This window comes from Actinomyces sp. Z16, assembly GCF_003111765.1.
Taxonomy (GTDB): Bacteria; Actinomycetota; Actinomycetes; order Actinomycetales; family Actinomycetaceae; genus Actinomyces; species Actinomyces glycerinitolerans.
This window is the reverse complement of the sequence record NZ_CP027862.1, coordinates 2,898,978-2,914,472: the sequence shown is the minus strand read 5'-3', so window position 1 is coordinate 2,914,472 and position 15,495 is coordinate 2,898,978. Positions and strand designations below refer to the sequence as shown.

The 15,495-nt window shown below is 71.6% G+C and carries 14 protein-coding genes; 9 read left to right on the top strand and 5 right to left on the bottom strand.

Going from position 1 to position 15,495, the window contains the following annotated elements:
* Nucleotides 1–482: 482 nt before the first annotated feature.
* The 6 genes from C3B71_RS12220 to pth all read left to right on the top strand — a co-directional run bounded on the left by C3B71_RS12220 (nt 483) and on the right by pth (nt 5,332).
* Entirely contained in the window at nt 483–1,199 is a 717-nt protein-coding gene (locus tag C3B71_RS12220; protein ID WP_108968392.1) for an FtsB family cell division protein, read from the top strand.
* A gap of 32 nt (nt 1,200–1,231) precedes the next feature.
* Entirely contained in the window at nt 1,232–1,687 is a 456-nt protein-coding gene (locus C3B71_RS12215; protein ID WP_108969906.1) for a DUF501 domain-containing protein, read from the top strand.
* A gap of 66 nt (nt 1,688–1,753) precedes the next feature.
* Entirely contained in the window at nt 1,754–2,812 is a 1,059-nt protein-coding gene (locus C3B71_RS12210) for a Ppx/GppA phosphatase family protein (RefSeq protein WP_108968390.1), read from the top strand.
* Entirely contained in the window at nt 2,809–3,825 is a 1,017-nt protein-coding gene (locus tag C3B71_RS12205) for a type I 3-dehydroquinate dehydratase (protein WP_108968388.1), read from the top strand. The genes C3B71_RS12210 and C3B71_RS12205 overlap by 4 nt, the downstream gene beginning before the upstream one ends.
* A 273-nt stretch (nt 3,826–4,098) precedes the next feature.
* Nucleotides 4,099–4,710: a 50S ribosomal protein L25/general stress protein Ctc gene (locus C3B71_RS12200; protein ID WP_108968386.1), complete on the top strand. Its 612-nt coding sequence runs from the start codon at nt 4,099–4,101 to the stop codon at nt 4,708–4,710.
* Nucleotides 4,711–4,735: 25 nt separating this feature from the next.
* Nucleotides 4,736–5,332, top strand: a complete 597-nt coding sequence (pth, locus tag C3B71_RS12195; RefSeq protein ID WP_073328339.1) for an aminoacyl-tRNA hydrolase — start codon at nt 4,736–4,738, stop codon at nt 5,330–5,332.
* Between the two features lie 98 nt (nt 5,333–5,430).
* Here pth and C3B71_RS12190 read toward each other — a convergent pair whose 3' ends face one another.
* The 4 genes from C3B71_RS12190 to C3B71_RS12175 form a co-directional block, all read right to left on the bottom strand.
* Complete coding sequence (locus C3B71_RS12190) at nt 5,431–6,192, bottom strand: response regulator (RefSeq protein WP_396027125.1); 762 nt, start codon at nt 6,190–6,192, stop codon at nt 5,431–5,433.
* On the bottom strand, nt 6,174–7,733 hold the full coding sequence (locus C3B71_RS12185) for a sensor histidine kinase (RefSeq protein ID WP_108968384.1): 1,560 nt from the start codon (nt 7,731–7,733) through the stop codon (nt 6,174–6,176). The genes C3B71_RS12190 and C3B71_RS12185 overlap by 19 nt, the downstream gene beginning before the upstream one ends.
* A gap of 72 nt (nt 7,734–7,805) precedes the next feature.
* Nucleotides 7,806–8,729, bottom strand: coding sequence for an ABC transporter permease subunit (locus C3B71_RS12180; protein WP_108968382.1), 924 nt, complete (start codon nt 8,727–8,729; stop codon nt 7,806–7,808).
* Between the two features lie 77 nt (nt 8,730–8,806).
* A complete protein-coding gene (locus C3B71_RS12175; protein ID WP_108968380.1) occupies nt 8,807–9,748 on the bottom strand; it encodes an ABC transporter ATP-binding protein in 942 nt (313 codons plus the stop codon).
* Nucleotides 9,749–10,084: 336 nt separating this feature from the next.
* Here C3B71_RS12175 and C3B71_RS12170 point away from each other — a divergent pair, with 336 nt between their 5' ends.
* Both C3B71_RS12170 and C3B71_RS12165 read left to right on the top strand, forming a co-directional pair.
* Nucleotides 10,085–11,059 carry a Bax inhibitor-1/YccA family protein gene (locus C3B71_RS12170; protein WP_108968378.1) on the top strand — a complete coding sequence of 325 codons (975 nt, stop codon included), beginning with the start codon at nt 10,085–10,087 and terminating at the stop codon, nt 11,057–11,059.
* Between the two features lie 141 nt (nt 11,060–11,200).
* A complete protein-coding gene (locus C3B71_RS12165; protein ID WP_073328349.1) occupies nt 11,201–11,608 on the top strand; it encodes an FKBP-type peptidyl-prolyl cis-trans isomerase in 408 nt (135 codons plus the stop codon).
* A gap of 261 nt (nt 11,609–11,869) precedes the next feature.
* On the opposite strand, the gene C3B71_RS12160 is transcribed toward C3B71_RS12165, so the two are convergent.
* Complete coding sequence (locus tag C3B71_RS12160) at nt 11,870–13,237, bottom strand: amidase (RefSeq protein WP_159097689.1); 1,368 nt, start codon at nt 13,235–13,237, stop codon at nt 11,870–11,872.
* Between the two features lie 291 nt (nt 13,238–13,528).
* Between C3B71_RS12160 and ilvD the strand changes: the two genes are divergently transcribed.
* Nucleotides 13,529–15,424 carry a dihydroxy-acid dehydratase gene (ilvD, locus tag C3B71_RS12155; RefSeq protein ID WP_108968374.1) on the top strand — a complete coding sequence of 632 codons (1,896 nt, stop codon included), beginning with the start codon at nt 13,529–13,531 and terminating at the stop codon, nt 15,422–15,424.
* The last annotated feature ends 71 nt before the right edge of the window (nt 15,425–15,495 follow it).

Here is a 15,495-nt window from a genome sequence, read left to right as displayed (position 1 = left end):
CCCCGCCCCTATGTATGTGCTGCACGACCTCGGGCTGCGTTCCACGACCTTGGTGTGTGTTGCACGACCACCCCGGGGTCGTGGAGTGCGCACCAAGGTCGTGCAGTGTCGCCCAGGGTCGTGCAACAACACCGCCCCCGCACGCCGCCGGGCCAAAACACGCGTTCGCGCCAATAGCCCCGAACCACGCACGCATCTCTCCGATCGCCTTCTATTCGGACCGCGAAAGTCTCTTGGGACCGCCCGTGTCGGGTTGGACCGCCCCAGTGGCGTACTACGGCGGTCCAAATGGAGGATTGCGGTCCAAACAGGGACGTTGACGCCCCGATGTCGTCCCCGCCGTGCGGTCGTCTTGCCGCCCTGCCATCGGGCCGCCGCCCTGCCGCGGTGTCGGGGCAGTGCCGGGATACTTGCCGCTTCGTGGCCGACGCACCGGCGCCGCACGCTCGCCATGCGCACGTCCGTGAGGCAGGATCGGTTCCATGACGCCGCGCCGACCTGTACCAGCACGCCCCGGCGCCCGCAGAACCCGCTCCGGCCCCTCCCGCGACGCTCGAGCCTGCGCCGGCAGGCACACCGATAAGCCCGATACCGCCCGCAGCACTTCCCGCGGCGCTGCCGACGCCGACCACAATGCCACCTCCGCCCCCACCCACGAAGATTCCGAAGATCCGGCTCCCCGCCTGGGCGGCGCGGAGGGGCTGTCCCTGCCCATGCGCCTGCTCATCCTCGCCGGTGTGTTGGCCCTGGCCTTCGTCGTGGTCTTCCCCTCGCTGCGCGGCTACCTAAGCCAGCGCGCCCAGTACGACGCCGTGCTGGACCAGATCGATGAGGCCCGTGCCACCTCCACAGCCCTGGAGGAGGAACTGGCCCGCTGGGACGACGACGATTACGTCAAGGCCCAGGCCCGCGAGCGCCTGTCGTATGTCATGCCCGGTGAGACCACCTACGTCGTGGTCGGGGCCGACGATTTCGAGGACACCGACGCGGCCGGCTCCGCCCGGGCCGACGCCGAGGAGCGACTGCCTTGGTACGAGGAGCTGCGCGAGTCGGCGCGCGTGGCCGGACAAGTCGAACGGGAACAGGCCGACGATCCCGCCCGCCGAGGCTGGTCCACCCCCGCCCCGCAGTCCACCACGACGCCGCAGCCGGCCACGCCGTCGACCGGCGCCGACACCGAATCAGGAGACCAGCAGTGACCGTGAGCGAAGCCGACCTGGAGACCCTGCGTATGCAGCTGGGGCGTACACCGCGCGGTGTCGTCGACGTGGCCGCCCGCTGCGTGTGCGGCCGACCGACGGTGGTGCGCACCGCGCCGCGCCTGCCCGACGGCTCGCCCTTCCCCACCATGTACTACCTGACCCATCCGGCGGCGGTGCGCGGCTGCTCCACCCTCGAGGCGGAGCACCTCATGGAGGAGTTCAACCGGCGCCTGGCCGCCGAACCCGATCTGGCCGCCGCTTACGCGGCCGCTCACAACGACTACCTGGCTCGCCGCGCCGAACTGGGCAGCCCCGAGGAGATCACCGGGGTATCGGCCGGCGGCATGCCCAACCGGGTCAAGTGCCTGCACGCGCTGCTCGCGCACACGCTCGCGGTTGGCCGGGGCGTCAACCCCATCGGCGACCTCACCCTGGACGCACTGCGCGAGCGGGGCCTGTGGGACCCCGAACGCTGCTCCTGCTGAGCGCCGACCGCCGCCGTAGAGTTACCGCTGAAGCCGCCGGCACAGCCATCCGAGGGGGAGCCACACATGACCCGCGTCGCCGCCATTGATTGCGGCACCAACACCATCCGGCTGCTGGTCGCCGACGCCGTCCGGGACGAGCGCGCCGGCGCCGTCCGCCTGCGCCCCCTGCACCGCTCCAGCACCATCGTCCGCCTGGGACAGGGCGTGGACCGTACCGGGCGCCTCGACCCCGAGGCCCTGGCCCGCACCCTGGCGGTGGTACGCGAGTACGCCGCCACCTGCGCCGGCCTGGACGTGCCGCTGAACGCCGAGCACGCGCGCTTCGTCGCCACCTCCGCCACGCGCGACGCCGAGAACCGTGACGAGTTCGTCGACGGGGTGCGCGCCGCGCTGGGCATCGTCCCCGAGGTCGTCTCCGGCGAGGAGGAGGCCCGCCTGTCCTTCGCCGGCTCACTACTCGGGGCTGACGACGACGGTGCGCCGGCGGCCGGGCCCGCCGAGGCCGACCGGGCCGGGCAAGAGCCCGCCAAGCAGCGGAACGAGGCTACACACGGTCCCCGCCTCGTCGTCGATTTGGGTGGTGGCTCCACCGAGCTGGTCCTGGGCGTGGACGCCCCGCAGGCCGCCTACTCGATGAACACCGGCTCGGTGCGCATCACCGAGCGCTACCTGGCCGACGGCGTCACCCCCGCCGCGGAGCAGGCCGCCCGCGCGGAGGTGCGCGCCCTACTGGACCGGGCCGCCGACGCCGTCGACCTGGGCGCCGCCACCCGGCTGGTCGGGCTCGCCGGCACCATCTCCACCGTCACCGCCCACGCCCTCGGCCTGGACGCCTTCGACCGTGACGCCATCGACGGGGCCGAGCTGAGCATCGCGCGGGTGCTGGCATCCTGCGACGCGATCGTGCACTCCACCGCCGCGCAGCGGGAGTCCTGGGGGTACCTGCTGCCCGGCCGCCGCGACGTCATCGCCGCCGGGGCGCTGGTGTGGAGCGAGGTGGTGAGCCGGGTCGCCGCCGACACTGCCGCCGCCGGGCATCCGCTGACCACCGCCGTCACCAGCCTGTCCGACATCCTGGACGGCATTGCCATCTCGCTCCTTCCCGCGGGAGCGCAGGCATGAACACGGACGGCATACGGGCAGCCAAGCCCGCGGCCGGGACCGACTCAACGGAAGTCCCCGAGGACTCGTCGTCGGCGGGCGTCCCCGCAGACCGACGGGCAGTACTCCGGGAGGTGCAGGACCTGCGCGCCCGCCTGGAGGAGAACGGGATCGCGGTGCCGGGCTCACCGGCGTGCGCACGACCGGCCACCTGGCGGCGGGCGACGTTGGGCGGGCCGGTGCCCATGGTCGCGGTCGCCACCACCGGTGCCGACGCCGCCGCCTGCGCCGAGCAGGCCCGGGCGGCCCGCCGGGCCGGGGCGGACCTGGTTGAGCTGCGCGCCGACTTGCTGACCGCGCCGGAGGCGGCTGCGGCGACCGGGCGTGCGCGCGCCGCCACGACCATGCCGGCGCGGTGGGCGCCGCAGGAGCTTGCGGGACTGTGGTTGGCGGCCGCCCGCGCGGTGGGGGCGGAACTGTGCGGTTCGGACATGCCGGTGCTGCTGACCGTACGCACAGCCGCGGAGGGCGGCGGGCTCGACGTCGACGACGTCACCTACCGGGCCGCGCTCGCGGACGCGATTGAGCGGGTCGGCCGGGAACGCGGTGCCGCTGCCGCGGTCGACGTCGAACTGGCCCGCGGCGACCTGCCACGGCTGGTGCGGCTGGCGCGCCGGGCGGGGCTCGACGTGGTCGCCTCCAGCCACGACTTCGCCGCCACGCCGGACGACGTCGAAATGCTGCGCCGTCTGCACGCCATGCAGGACGCGGGCGCCGCGGTCGCCAAGCTCGCCGTCACCCCGGCGGATCCGGCGGATGTGGAGCGGCTCGTGGGCGTGGCGGCGCGCGCCCGCGGGGAGCTGGACATCCCGGTGGTGGCGATCGCCATGGGGGAGGCGGGCGTCCTGACCCGGCTTGCGGGCGGGGTGTTCGGTTCGGCGCTCACCTTCGCGACCGCGGGATCGGCGGCTTCCGCGCCCGGCCAACTGCCCGTGGCTCGGGTGCGGGAGGCCCTGGCGCTGCTGCACTCCTGATGTCTCCATTCGCCGAGGTCGGTTGATCTTACGTGCCGAGGTCGATCGGTATTACGCGTGTGATCGATCAGCGCCCGGGCCGTGGGGCGGGTCACCGTTGGCGGCGTCGTCGGGAAGCACCGTAATCGCGTAGAGTGGCGGCATTGCCCCGGCGAGGGATGCGCCCAGCGCATCCGTGATCGACGTGGTGGTGCCGGAAGGTGCTGCGCGTCGTCGTGCCCGCCGGACCACCGAACCGCGGGGCACGCTCCCCGCCACAACCGAGGAGAACGCATGCCCGCCAACGCCATCAAGCTTGACGCCACCGACCGCACCGAGTTCGGCAAGGGTTCCTCCCGCCGCGCCCGCCGCGCCGGCCAGGTACCCGCCGTCGTCTACGGGCACGGCACCGAGCCCCGCCACCTGCTGCTGGAGGAGCACGCCACCCGCCTGGCCCTGCGCGGCAACGAGAACGCACTGATCGAGCTGAACGTCGACGGTGAGTCCCTGTTGGCGCTCGCCAAGGACGTCCAGCGCCACCCCATCCGCCCGGGCGTGCAGCACATTGACTTCCTGCTGGTCAACCGCAACGAGAAGGTCGAGGTCGAGGTGCCCGTCGTCGTGACCGGCGAGCCCGAGCCCGGCACCATCCACATCATCGAGCTGGCCCACGTGCTCGTCTCCGCCCCGGCCATCGCCATCCCGGAGTCCATCGACGTCGACCTCACCGGTGTCGAGGCCGGCACCGCCGTCCGCGTGTCCGACCTGACTCTGCCCGATGGCGTTGAGGCGATCACCGAGGCCGACGCCGACGTCGTCAACGTCTCCCTGGAGGCCGTCGCGGTCGCCGAGGAGGAGACCCCGGCCGAGGCTGCCGAGGGCGCGGCCCCCGCCGAGGCCGAGTGACGCTCGCCGTCGCAGCCATACGCTCATGAACTCCCCTTGGCTCGTCGTCGGGCTGGGGAACCCCGGGACCCGGTACGCCCACAACCGCCACAACGTCGGACAAATGGTCATCGACGTGCTGGCCGGGCGCGCCGGGTCCCGCCTTTCCAGCCACAAGACCCACACCCGGGTCGCCGACGTGCGTCTGGGCGTCCTACCCGGCGGCGCCCCCGGACCGCGCGTCATTCTTGCCTGCACCACCGGCTACATGAACGAGTCCGGCGGACCGGTCAAGGCGCTGGCCCGCTTCTACGATGTCGACCCGGCCTCGCACCTGCTGGTCATCCATGATGACCTCGACCTGCCCGCGCACACCTTGCGACTCAAGCGCGGCGGCGGCGAGGGCGGGCACAACGGCCTGCGCTCCATCTCCCAGGCGCTCGGCACCCGGGACTACGCACGGCTGCGCGTCGGCGTGGGACGGCCCCCCGGGCGGCAGGACCCCGCCGACTTCGTGCTCAGCGACTTCCCCGGGCGGGAACGGGCGGAGCTGGCCGTCACCCTGGAACAGGCGGCCGACGTCGTCGAACAGGTGGCGGTAGACGGCTTCACCGCTGCACAACAGCGGCTGCATACGGCCTGAGCCGCCCGCCGACGTCGAAACGCCATATCTACCGACCTCGGCGCGTAAGATCGACCGACCTCGGCGAAGAGGGCGGGAGGGCGCGGTGGTGCCGGGGACTACTGGTGATCGGGGCGCATGAGGCCGGTCTCGTAGGCCACCACCACCGCCTGCACCCGGTCGCGCACGTCCAGCTTGGCCAGCACGTTACCGACGTGCGTCTTGACCGTGGTCGCCGAGACGACCAGATGGTCGGCGATCTCGGAGTTGCTCAGCCCCTGCGCCATCAGCATCAGGATCTCACGCTCGCGCGGCGTGAGGGCGGCGATGCGCGGATCCTCCCGCGCGCGCGCGCCGTCCTCGGGCAGGTGCGAGGCGAACAGCTCCAGCATGCGCCGGGTGATGCGCGGGCTGACCACGGCCTCACCGCTGGCGACCGTGCGGATCGCCTCCGCCAACTCGCCCGGCCGCGTGTCCTTGAGCAGGAAGCCGCTCGCCCCGGCGCGCAGGCCCGCGAAGGCGTACTCGTCCAGGTCGAAGGTGGTCAGGATGAGGATCTTGGTGTCCGGGCACTGCGCGGTGATCGCGGCGGTCGCGTCGATGCCGTTCATACCGGGCATGCGCACGTCCATGAGGATCACATCGGGCTTCAGGGCGCGTGCCTGTGCCAGGGCGGTGGCGCCGTCGGAGGCCTCCCCGACGATCTCGATGTCCTCGGCGGGGTCGAGCACCATGCGGAAGCCCATGCGCATAAGCGCCTGGTCGTCGGCCAGCACCACCGTGATGGGCCGCTGCCGGCGGGCGGAGTCCGCCTGCCCGGGCGGCACCGCCCCGGCGCCTGCGGTCGGGTCGGCTGCGTCGTTCACTGCGGCATCTGCCACGGCGCTGTCCCTTCGTCGTTGTCTTCCAGGCTCTCATCCCAGTGCAGGACGGCCCGCACACGCCAGCCGGTCGGGGTCGGCCCCGCCTGCACAGTGCCACCATAGACGGCGGCCCGCTCGCGCATGCCGATCAGCCCCTTGCCGGAACCGTGCAGCGGCGTCGAGCCCGGGGCGGCGTCGTTGTCGATCGTGAGGACGGCGGTGCCGGCGTGCCGGTCGACGGCGACGGCGACCGAGCGCGTGGTGGGCGCATAGCGCAGCACGTTGGTCAGCGCCTCCTGGGCGATGCGGAACAGGGTGAGCTGCAGACCCTTATCCGCGGGCAGCCTGCGGCCGGTCCACCGGTAGGTGACGGGTACGCCCGCGGTGCGGAAGCGCTCGACGAGTACCTCCAGGTCGGCCTGCTCGGGGGCGGGGGCGAGTGGCGTCTGACCGCGGGAGGCGTCGGCGTCCACGTCGGTGGCCTGCCGACGCAGGTCGGCGATCGGCTGGCTGGGCTCGACCGGGGCGACGGTGCCGGGCGGGGCGAACTCGGGAACCGGCAGCTCGCGCACGGTGGTGCCCGCGGCCGCGGGCGGCTCGACGACGGCGCTTTCGCGGGCGGTGGTGGAGGTACCCGCCCCGGTCGACTCTGCGGGCGCGCGGCGGGCCGCTGGTACCGGGCGAGTGTCGGCGTCGTCCCGGGCAGCGGGGGAGGCGACGGGGTCCTCGCGCAGCACCCCCACCAGTCGGCGCGTGTCGGCCAGGGCGGAGCGGCCGGTCTCCGCCAGTGTGGTGAGGGCCTCTTTGGCCATGGCGGGGTTGCGGTCGATGGCGGTGGCCGCGCCGTCGGCCAGGGTGATCATGACCGCGAGGGAGTGGGCGACGACGTCGTGCATCTCGCGGGCGATGCGGGAGCGCTCGTTGGCGGCGGCCAGCGCAGCCTCCTGCTCGCGGGCCAGTATGAGGCGCGATGAGCGCAGCTCCGCCTCGTGCAGCTGGGTCTCCTGGGCGCGGATCACCACCCCTACCAGCACCCCGATGATGTTGGTCAGTCCGTAGGGCATGAGCAGCCCGCCGAGGGTGTCGACCGCGTAACCGCCGAGCGCGGCCTGGCCGAACACGGTGGTCAGTGTGGAGACGGCGCAGGCCGCCCACACCCAGGCGGCCCGGTGGTGCAGGGCCAGGGTGGCCAGGGTGAAGGGCAGACCCAGCAGGGTGAAGGCGCGCAGCGCGTCGGCCGCATAGCCGATCTCGGCCACCCCCATGTCGGGAAAACCGCGGGCGACCACCGCCTCGTGGGCGAGCGGCAGGAAGGTCAGCACCGCCCAGCTGACGGTCAGGTGGCGGCGGCGGAAGACCAGGGCCAGCGCGCACACCAGGCAGGTGGCCAGTGTCAGCGGCAGCCAGGAGTGCAGCGACGGGATCTGCGCCTGCCGCAGCGGCCACAGCCCCATGAAGACGTTGAGGACCAGCACCACCACCGCGATGGCGGCGTCGGCGAGGTAGGGGTGCGCGGCTTGCCAACGCAGCACCCGGCCGGCGCTTGACGGCGTGCTCATCGCGTGGGCTCCCCTCTGCTCATGGGCTAATTGTGCCCCGGCGGCAAGTTGCCGCCGGGGCACGGGTGCGGTTCAGGCGTCGCGGCGGGCGAACAACACCCAGCCGGCCAGCAGCGGCACGATCGCCCAGGCGCCGAAGACGAGGGCCGCCTGCCACTGCTGGAGGAAGTACATGGAGTCGGCCTGCCCCCAGGTCACCATGTGGTGGAACGGGTCGTAAACGGCCATTGCCGTCTGCAGCGGCTCGAACCCCTCGAGGGTGGCGGCCCAGTCCCATTTGAGGGCCATCAGCGACAGCGGCAGGTCGATGATGAACAGGAGGGTCAGCGCCAGGGTGATCGCCCCCGCCGTGGAGCGCAGCTGGAAGCCGAGTCCCAGGGCCATCAGTGCGATCCCGGCGAAGGACAGGCCGGTGCCCCATACGAAGCCCAGGTACTCGGGGTCGGCCAGTGAGCCGGCGTGTCCGTTCATGAAGGGCGCAGATACCGCCCAGGTCACCAGCGTGGATACGGCACCGATGAGGAAGCCCAGCACTCCGACCACGAGGGCCTTGGCGGCCAGCAGCCGTCCCCGGTGGGGAACCGCCGCCAGCGAGGAGCGGATCTGGCCGGAGGAGTACTCACCGGTGATGACGAGCGCCCCCAGCACGGCCACCACGATCTGGCCGAACTGGTTACCGGAGATGACCGCGTCGGCGGCCTGGTCGGCGAGCTCGGAGCTGCCGGCGTAGCCGATGGAGATGGCCGCGCTGAGCAGCACGGTGATGCCAACGGCGATGCTCGAGGTTATCCAGGTGGAGCGCAGGGAGCGGACCTTGACCCACTCGGCCCGCACCGCCCGGCCGAAGGTTTGGCGGCAGCCGGAGGGCGCGGCGGTCGGGCGGGCGTCGCTGCGGCGGGCGGGGTGGTCGTCACGGGTGCGGGCGACGTTGGTGGGAGCGGCGTCGGTCTGCTCCCGGCCAGGGGAGACGGTTTCGGAAACGGTGGAGGTGGACATGTGGATGCTTTCGTGTGTCGATGTGGCTTGTGGGGTGCGGCGGGACGGCGCGCGGCGAGCGGCGTCGGGGCCGACGGTCAGGCTCGGGCGGCGGCCGCGGGGAGCGGCGCCGGGGCCGAGCCGGCGGTGTATTCGACGTCGTTGCCGGTCAACTCCAGGTAGGCCTCCTCCAGGGAGGCGTGCTGGGTGGCCAGCTCGTGCAGGACGATGCCGTGTGCGGCGGCGATCTCTCCCACCCGGGCGGCGGGTGCCATCGTGGTGGTCAGGACGCCGGGCTCGGGAGCCTTGGTGTCGATGCCGGCGGTGTTCAGGGCGGCGGCGAGGTCGGCTGTCTGCGGCGAGGCGACGCGGACGACGTCGTTGGTGGCGGAGGCGATCACCTCGTCCACGGGGCCGGAGGTGAGGATGCGGCCGCGGCCGATGACCAGCAGGTGGTCGGCGGTCTGCGCCATCTCGCTCATCAGGTGGGAGGAGATGAAGACGGTGCGGCCCTGGTCGGCCAGGTGGCGGCAGGTCTCGCGCACCCACTTCACGCCCTCGGGATCCAGGCCGTTGACGGGCTCGTCGAAGATGAGCACCTGTGGATCACCCAGGAGTGCGGCGGCAATGCCCAGGCGCTGGCCCATGCCCAGGCTGAAGCCTTTGACGCGCTTCTTGGCCACCGGGGTCAGGCCGGTCAGGTCCAGAACCTCGTCGACGCGGCGGGTGGGGATGCCGTTGGAGACCGCCAACTGGGTCAGGTGGGCGCGGGCGCTGCGCGAGCCGTGCAGGCCCTTGGCGTCCAGGAGGGCGCCGACCTGGCATAGGGGTGCGCGCAGGTCCTGGTAGAAGTGGCCGTTGACCTTCACGGTGCCCTCGGTGGGCTTGTCCAGGCCCATGATCAGGCGCATGGTGGTGGACTTGCCGGCGCCGTTGGGGCCGAGGAAGCCGGTGACGGTGCCGGGCTCGATCGTGAAGGAGATGTGGTCGACGGCGGTCTTGGAGCCGTAGCGCTTGGTGAGATCGACAGCTTCGATCAACGGAATCAACTCTTTTCGGGGCGGGGTGGCGCAGTTTGCGTGTTCGCGCATTTGCGCGGCGGCTGCGGCCGGATGTTTACCGGCCTGCGTCCGAACACCACCAGGCTAGGAAGTGTCCCGGGCGCCTTCATCGGCCCGGCTGGCGATTAGTCGCCGCGCCGTCCTGGGCACGCCGGAGGAGCGGGGTCCTCCTGGAGGAGGAACCTCACCGAGGCCGGGTGACGTCACCGGCGGGGCCGGTAGATATGCCGGGTGACCGGAGCCTTGAACTCCTGGTGGAGCCGGCGGCTGACCGCATTCAGGGCTTCTTCAGGAATATCGGCGATACTGCACGCGATGAGCAACCCGTACTTCTCCCGCAGCCCCGTATTCGACGGGAGCGCCGGCTCGGCGTCGTCCGTGCAGCAGCGCACTCCCAACGGCTATCCGACCATGCCGGGATACCAGCCCGGCCAGGCCGGCCCGCAGGCCACTCAGCCGTACGGCCAGGCGCCCGCCTACGGCTATCAGACCGGCGGCCAGTACAGCCAGGCGCCCGCCTACGGCAGCGTCTCCCCGCAGCAGCTCTCCGGCCTGGAGGCCCAGTACGGCGCGCCGTCGGCCACCAACGTGGACCGCGGCCGCATGACCTACGACGACGTCATTGTGCGCACCTTCGGCATCTTCGCGGTGATCCTCGCCGTCGGCGCCGTCAGCTGGATGCTGGCCACCACCGAGGCCACGGCGGGGATCGGCCTGCTGGCCATGATTGGCGGCGCGATCGGTGCCCTGGTGCTGGGCCTGGTCAACTCCGCCAAGCGCGAGCCCAGCCCGGCACTGATCATGGCCTACGCCGTCTGCGAGGGCGCCATGCTCGGCGCGTTCTCCGGCGTGCTGGAAGCGCGTTACGACGGCATCGTCCTGCAGGCGGTTCTTGCCTCGGTGGCGACCTTCGGCGTGGTGCTGGCGGCATACAAGTTCGCCGGCTTCCGCCTGGCACCCAAGGCGCAGCGCATCCTGCTGACCGCCATGGGCGGCTACCTGATCTTCAGCGTGATCAACTTCGTGCTCATGCTCACGGGCTTCGCCTCCAACCCGTGGGGCCTGCGCGGCGCCACCATCTTCGGCATTCCGCTGGGCCTGGTCGTCGGCGTGCTCGCCGTAGTCATGGCGGCCGCCAGCCTAACCATGGACTTCGAGTCCATTCAGCGCGGGGTGGAGCGCGGCCTGCCCACCCGGTACGCCTGGTCCGGCGCCTTCGGCCTGACCGTCACCCTGGTGTGGCTGTACGTGGAGTTCCTGCGCATTCTCGCCATACTGCGCGACAACTGACGCCTCGACGCCGACGACGGTGCCCGCGGTCCGGTCTCTCCGGCGCCGCGGGCACCGTCGCGTTCTGAGTGGGGCAGACGACGCCGTCGGGCCGTGCGGCGAACTGGGCGCGGCGGCGCCCCCTGCCGTAGCCTGGCCCGCATGATCAACAGCAACATGCCCACCGTTTCCGGCGCCAAGGGCGCCAAGCCGACCTTGACCTTCCCCGGGCCGGATGCCCCCGAGGGCCTGCAGGTGCAGGTGCTCGACGCCGGTGACGGCGCCGTAATCGAGGCCGGCGACACCGTCGTGTGCCACTACCTGGGCCAGGTCTGGAACGGGCGCGTCTTCGACAACTCCTACGACCGCGGCCAGCCGCTCAACTTCCAGGTCGGGGTCGGCATGGTCATCCGCGGTTGGGACGACGGGCTGGTCGGCCAGCGAGTCGGCAGCCGCGTGATCCTGTCCATCCCCTCCGAGCTCGGTTACGGTTCGCGTGGCGTGCCGCAGGCCGGTATCAAGGGCGGCGACACCCTGGTGTTCGTCACGGAGATCCTCGGCACCATGTGACGCGGACGCCCGGGCGGGTGACCGCCGCGGCGGTCCGCTCCGGGAGCGCTTATCTACTCGGTCGGAGACGCGAGTTCGTGCTCTGAGTTCATGCTCTGGTACGAGCTTTCGCCCCCGACACGAACTTTTGTACCCTGGTGTGCGGCAAAAAGGCGTACACCAGGGTGCAAAAGTTCGTAGTAGAAGGCAAAAGCTCGTAGCAGGGGACGGGGTGTAGCTGGCGGGGACGAGGCGGCGTCCTCCGGAGTGAGTCGCTGCCGCCTAGTGGGTATGCAGCTGCGCTGCTACCGCCAGCAGTAGGTCCTCGCGCCCGGTGCGGGCCACGAGCTGAGTGCCCACCGGCAGTCCTTGGGACAGCCCCGCCGGCACGGACAGTGCCGGATGCCCCGAGACGTTGAATATCGCAGTGTTGGACACCACCGGCGTCGAGGCGAGCATGGCCGCCGTCCAACCGCGCCCGCGCAGGTCCTGCGCGCCGCCGGGCAGGTCGAGCAGGGTGGGCAGCATCAACAGGTCCGCGCTTCCGAAGGCGGCCTCGACGCCGTCGCGCACGCGCTTCGCCTGACGCAGCGCCGCGCGCACCACCGGCTGCGGAATGAGCGCGCCCAGACGCGCCGAGGTCCTGGTGCGCGACTCCAGACGGTCCGGGTGCTCAACCTGCTGCGCCTCGACGTGCATGCCGGCGAAGTACAGCGTCAGGAACGGCGCGGTCGGCACCGGCCAGGCGACCCTAGCCGTGCGCACGTCATGGTCCAGCTTTCGCAGGCGGGCAGCCAGGCCATCCACGGCCTGAGCGACGGGCGGCGTCGAGCACGCGCCGGGCATGACCGCATTGGCTGCCAAGAGGATGCGTAGTCGGGGCGGTGGTGCGTCCACGGCGTCAACGAACCGCCGGGTAGGGGCATCGAGCCGCCACCGGTCCACCGGCTCGTTGCCGCTGATGACGTCCATGACCACGGCCAGGTCGTGGGCGGTGCGCGTGAGCGCCCCGAAGCCCGCCAGTCCGAACCAGTGGTCCGCCGACGGCGCCGAACTGACCCGGCCGCGTGTCGGCTTCAGCCCCAGCACCCCGCAGGCCGAGGCCGGAATGCGCAGCGAACCCCCGCCGTCGGAACCCATGGCCACCGGAACCGCGCCGGTGGCGACGGCGACCGCCGAGCCCGCAGAGGAGCCGCCGGGGGAGCGTGCAGGGTCCCAGGGGTTCAGGCAGTCGCCGTGATGGGCGGACTCTCCCACCGGGAACTGGCCGAACTCGGGCATATTGGTGCGCCCGACGATGATCGCCCCCGCCTGCCGCAGGCGCCCGACGACGGCGCAGTCCGCCCGGGCGGGACTGCTATTGCCTCGGCCGCCAAGTGTGGTGACTTCCCCGGCGACGTCGTACTCCTCCTTGACCGCCACCGGCACGCCGGCGAGCGGTCCGGCTGCGCCCGGGCCGGCTGCCGCGATGCGCCGGTCGAGGGCATCGGCCTCCCGCAGGGCGGCTTCGCGGCGCACCACGGTGAAGGCGTTGAGATCCGGGTCCAGTGCGTCAATGCGTTCCAGCGCGGCCTGGATCGTGGCCCGGGCGGTGATGCGCCCGGCGCTGACGGCACGGGCGATGTCGACGGCGTTGCGCGGAATGGTCATGCGGCCTCCGTTGATCCGGTGCTCAAGAGTGTAAGGGGGCGTCGTTATGGGCTCCGGCGGGTGGGACGGGCCCGGCGGTGGGGTAGGAGATGGGAGGCGTGAGGAGTGTGTGCCGTAATTCGGTGGGGAGATGTGAGGCGTCTCGCCTGCCGGTGAGTGGGGACGTCGTCGGCGGAATGGCGCTGTGCCGCGGGAAAACGGTAGTCCGGTGAGTGAACGCACACGGACTGTCGACATTGCTGACACTACGCTGTGGCCATTCGAAAATCGTCCGCATCCCAGGAGACGCTCATGCCCCGCTATCGCAGTGCTACCTCCACCACCGGCCGCAACATGGCCGGCGCCCGCGCCCTGTGGCGCGCCACCGGCGTGAAGGACTCGGACTTCGGCAAGCCCATCATCGCCATCGCCAACTCCTTCACCGAGTTCGTCCCCGGGCACGTGGGCCTGCGGGACGTCGGACGCGTCGTCGCCGAACAGGTGGAGGCCGCCGGCGGAATCGCCAAGGAGTTCAACACGATCGCCGTCGACGACGGCATCGCCATGGGTCACGACGGCATGCTCTACTCCCTGCCCAGCCGCGAGCTGATCGCCGACTCCGTGGAGTACATGGCGAATGCGCACTGCGCCGACGCCCTGGTGTGCATCTCCAACTGCGACAAGATCACCCCCGGCATGCTCATGGCCTCGCTGCGCCTGAACATCCCCACGATCTTCGTGTCCGGTGGGCCCATGGAGTCCGGGAAGATGGTCGCCGCCGACGGCACCACCCGCAAGCTCGACCTGATCGACGCCATGATGGACGCCGCCGACCCCACCGTCCCCGACGAGACCATCTCCGCCATCGAGCGCCTGGCCTGCCCCACCTGCGGCTCCTGCTCGGGCATGTTCACCGCCAACTCCATGAACTGCCTGACCGAGGCCCTGGGCATGGCGCTGCCCACCAACGGCTCGCTCGTCGCCACCCACGCGGACCGCAAGGTCCTGTTCCAGGAGGCCGGCCGCCGGATCGTGGAGATCGCCAAGGCCTACTACGAGGACGACGACGCCTCCGTCCTGCCGCGGTCGATCGCCACTAAGCCCGCCTTCGAGAACGCCATGAGCCTGGACATCGCCATGGGCGGGTCCACCAACACGGTGCTGCACCTGCTGGCCGCCGCCCAGGAGGCGGAGGTCGACTTCAAGATGGCCGACATCGACCGCCTCTCCCGCAAGGTGCCCCACCTGTGCAAGGTGGCCCCCTCGACCAACCTCGTGCACGTGGAGGACGTCCACCGCGCCGGCGGCATCATGGGCATTCTCGGAGAGCTCGACCGCGGTGGTCTGCTCGACACCACTACCCGTACCGTGCTGCGCGGCACCCTGGCCGACGAACTCGACCAGTACGACATCGGCCGCCCCGGCGAGGACGGCGTGCGCGACCCGCAGGCGAGCCGTGTCGACGAGGCGATCCGCACCCGCTACCTGGCCGCCCCCGCGGGCGTGCGCACCACCCAGATGTTCTCCCAGAACTCCCGGTGGGAGGCCCTGGACGTGGACCGGGAGAATGGCGCCATCCGCGACATCGCCCACGCCTACTCCGCAGACGGCGGCCTGGCCGTCCTGTTCGGAAACGTCGCGGAGAAGGGCTGCATCGTCAAGACCGCCGGGGTGGATGCCTCGATCCTGACCTTCTCCGGCCCCGCCGTCGTCTTCGAGTCCCAGGAGGAGGCCGTGGACGGCATCCTCGGCGGCAAGGTGAAGGCCGGGGACGTCGTCATCATCTCCCACGAGGGGCCTCGCGGCGGCCCGGGCATGCAGGAGATGCTCTACCCGACCACCTACATCAAGTCCATGCACCTGGGCAAGGAATGCGCGCTTCTCACCGACGGCCGCTTCTCCGGCGGCACCTCCGGGCTGTCCATCGGGCACGTCTCCCCGGAGGCCGCCGCGGGCGGGCTCATCGGACTGGTACGCACCGGCGACCGCATCGTCATCGACATCCCCAACCGCTCCATCGAGCTGGATGTGGACGAGGCGGAGATCGCCCGGCGTCGCGCCGAGGAGGAGGCCCGCGGGGAGGACGCGTGGACGCCGCACAACCCGCGTCCCCGCCACGTGTCCAAGGCACTGCGCGCCTACGGCATGCTCGCCACCAGCGCCGACCTCGGCGCCGTCCGTGATCTTAGCCGGATCCGCGTTCGCTGACGCCTGTCGCATTCGGAACTAACGCAGCTGAGCGGGTGTGCGCGTCCCGCCGTCGTCGGGGGCCGCACCCG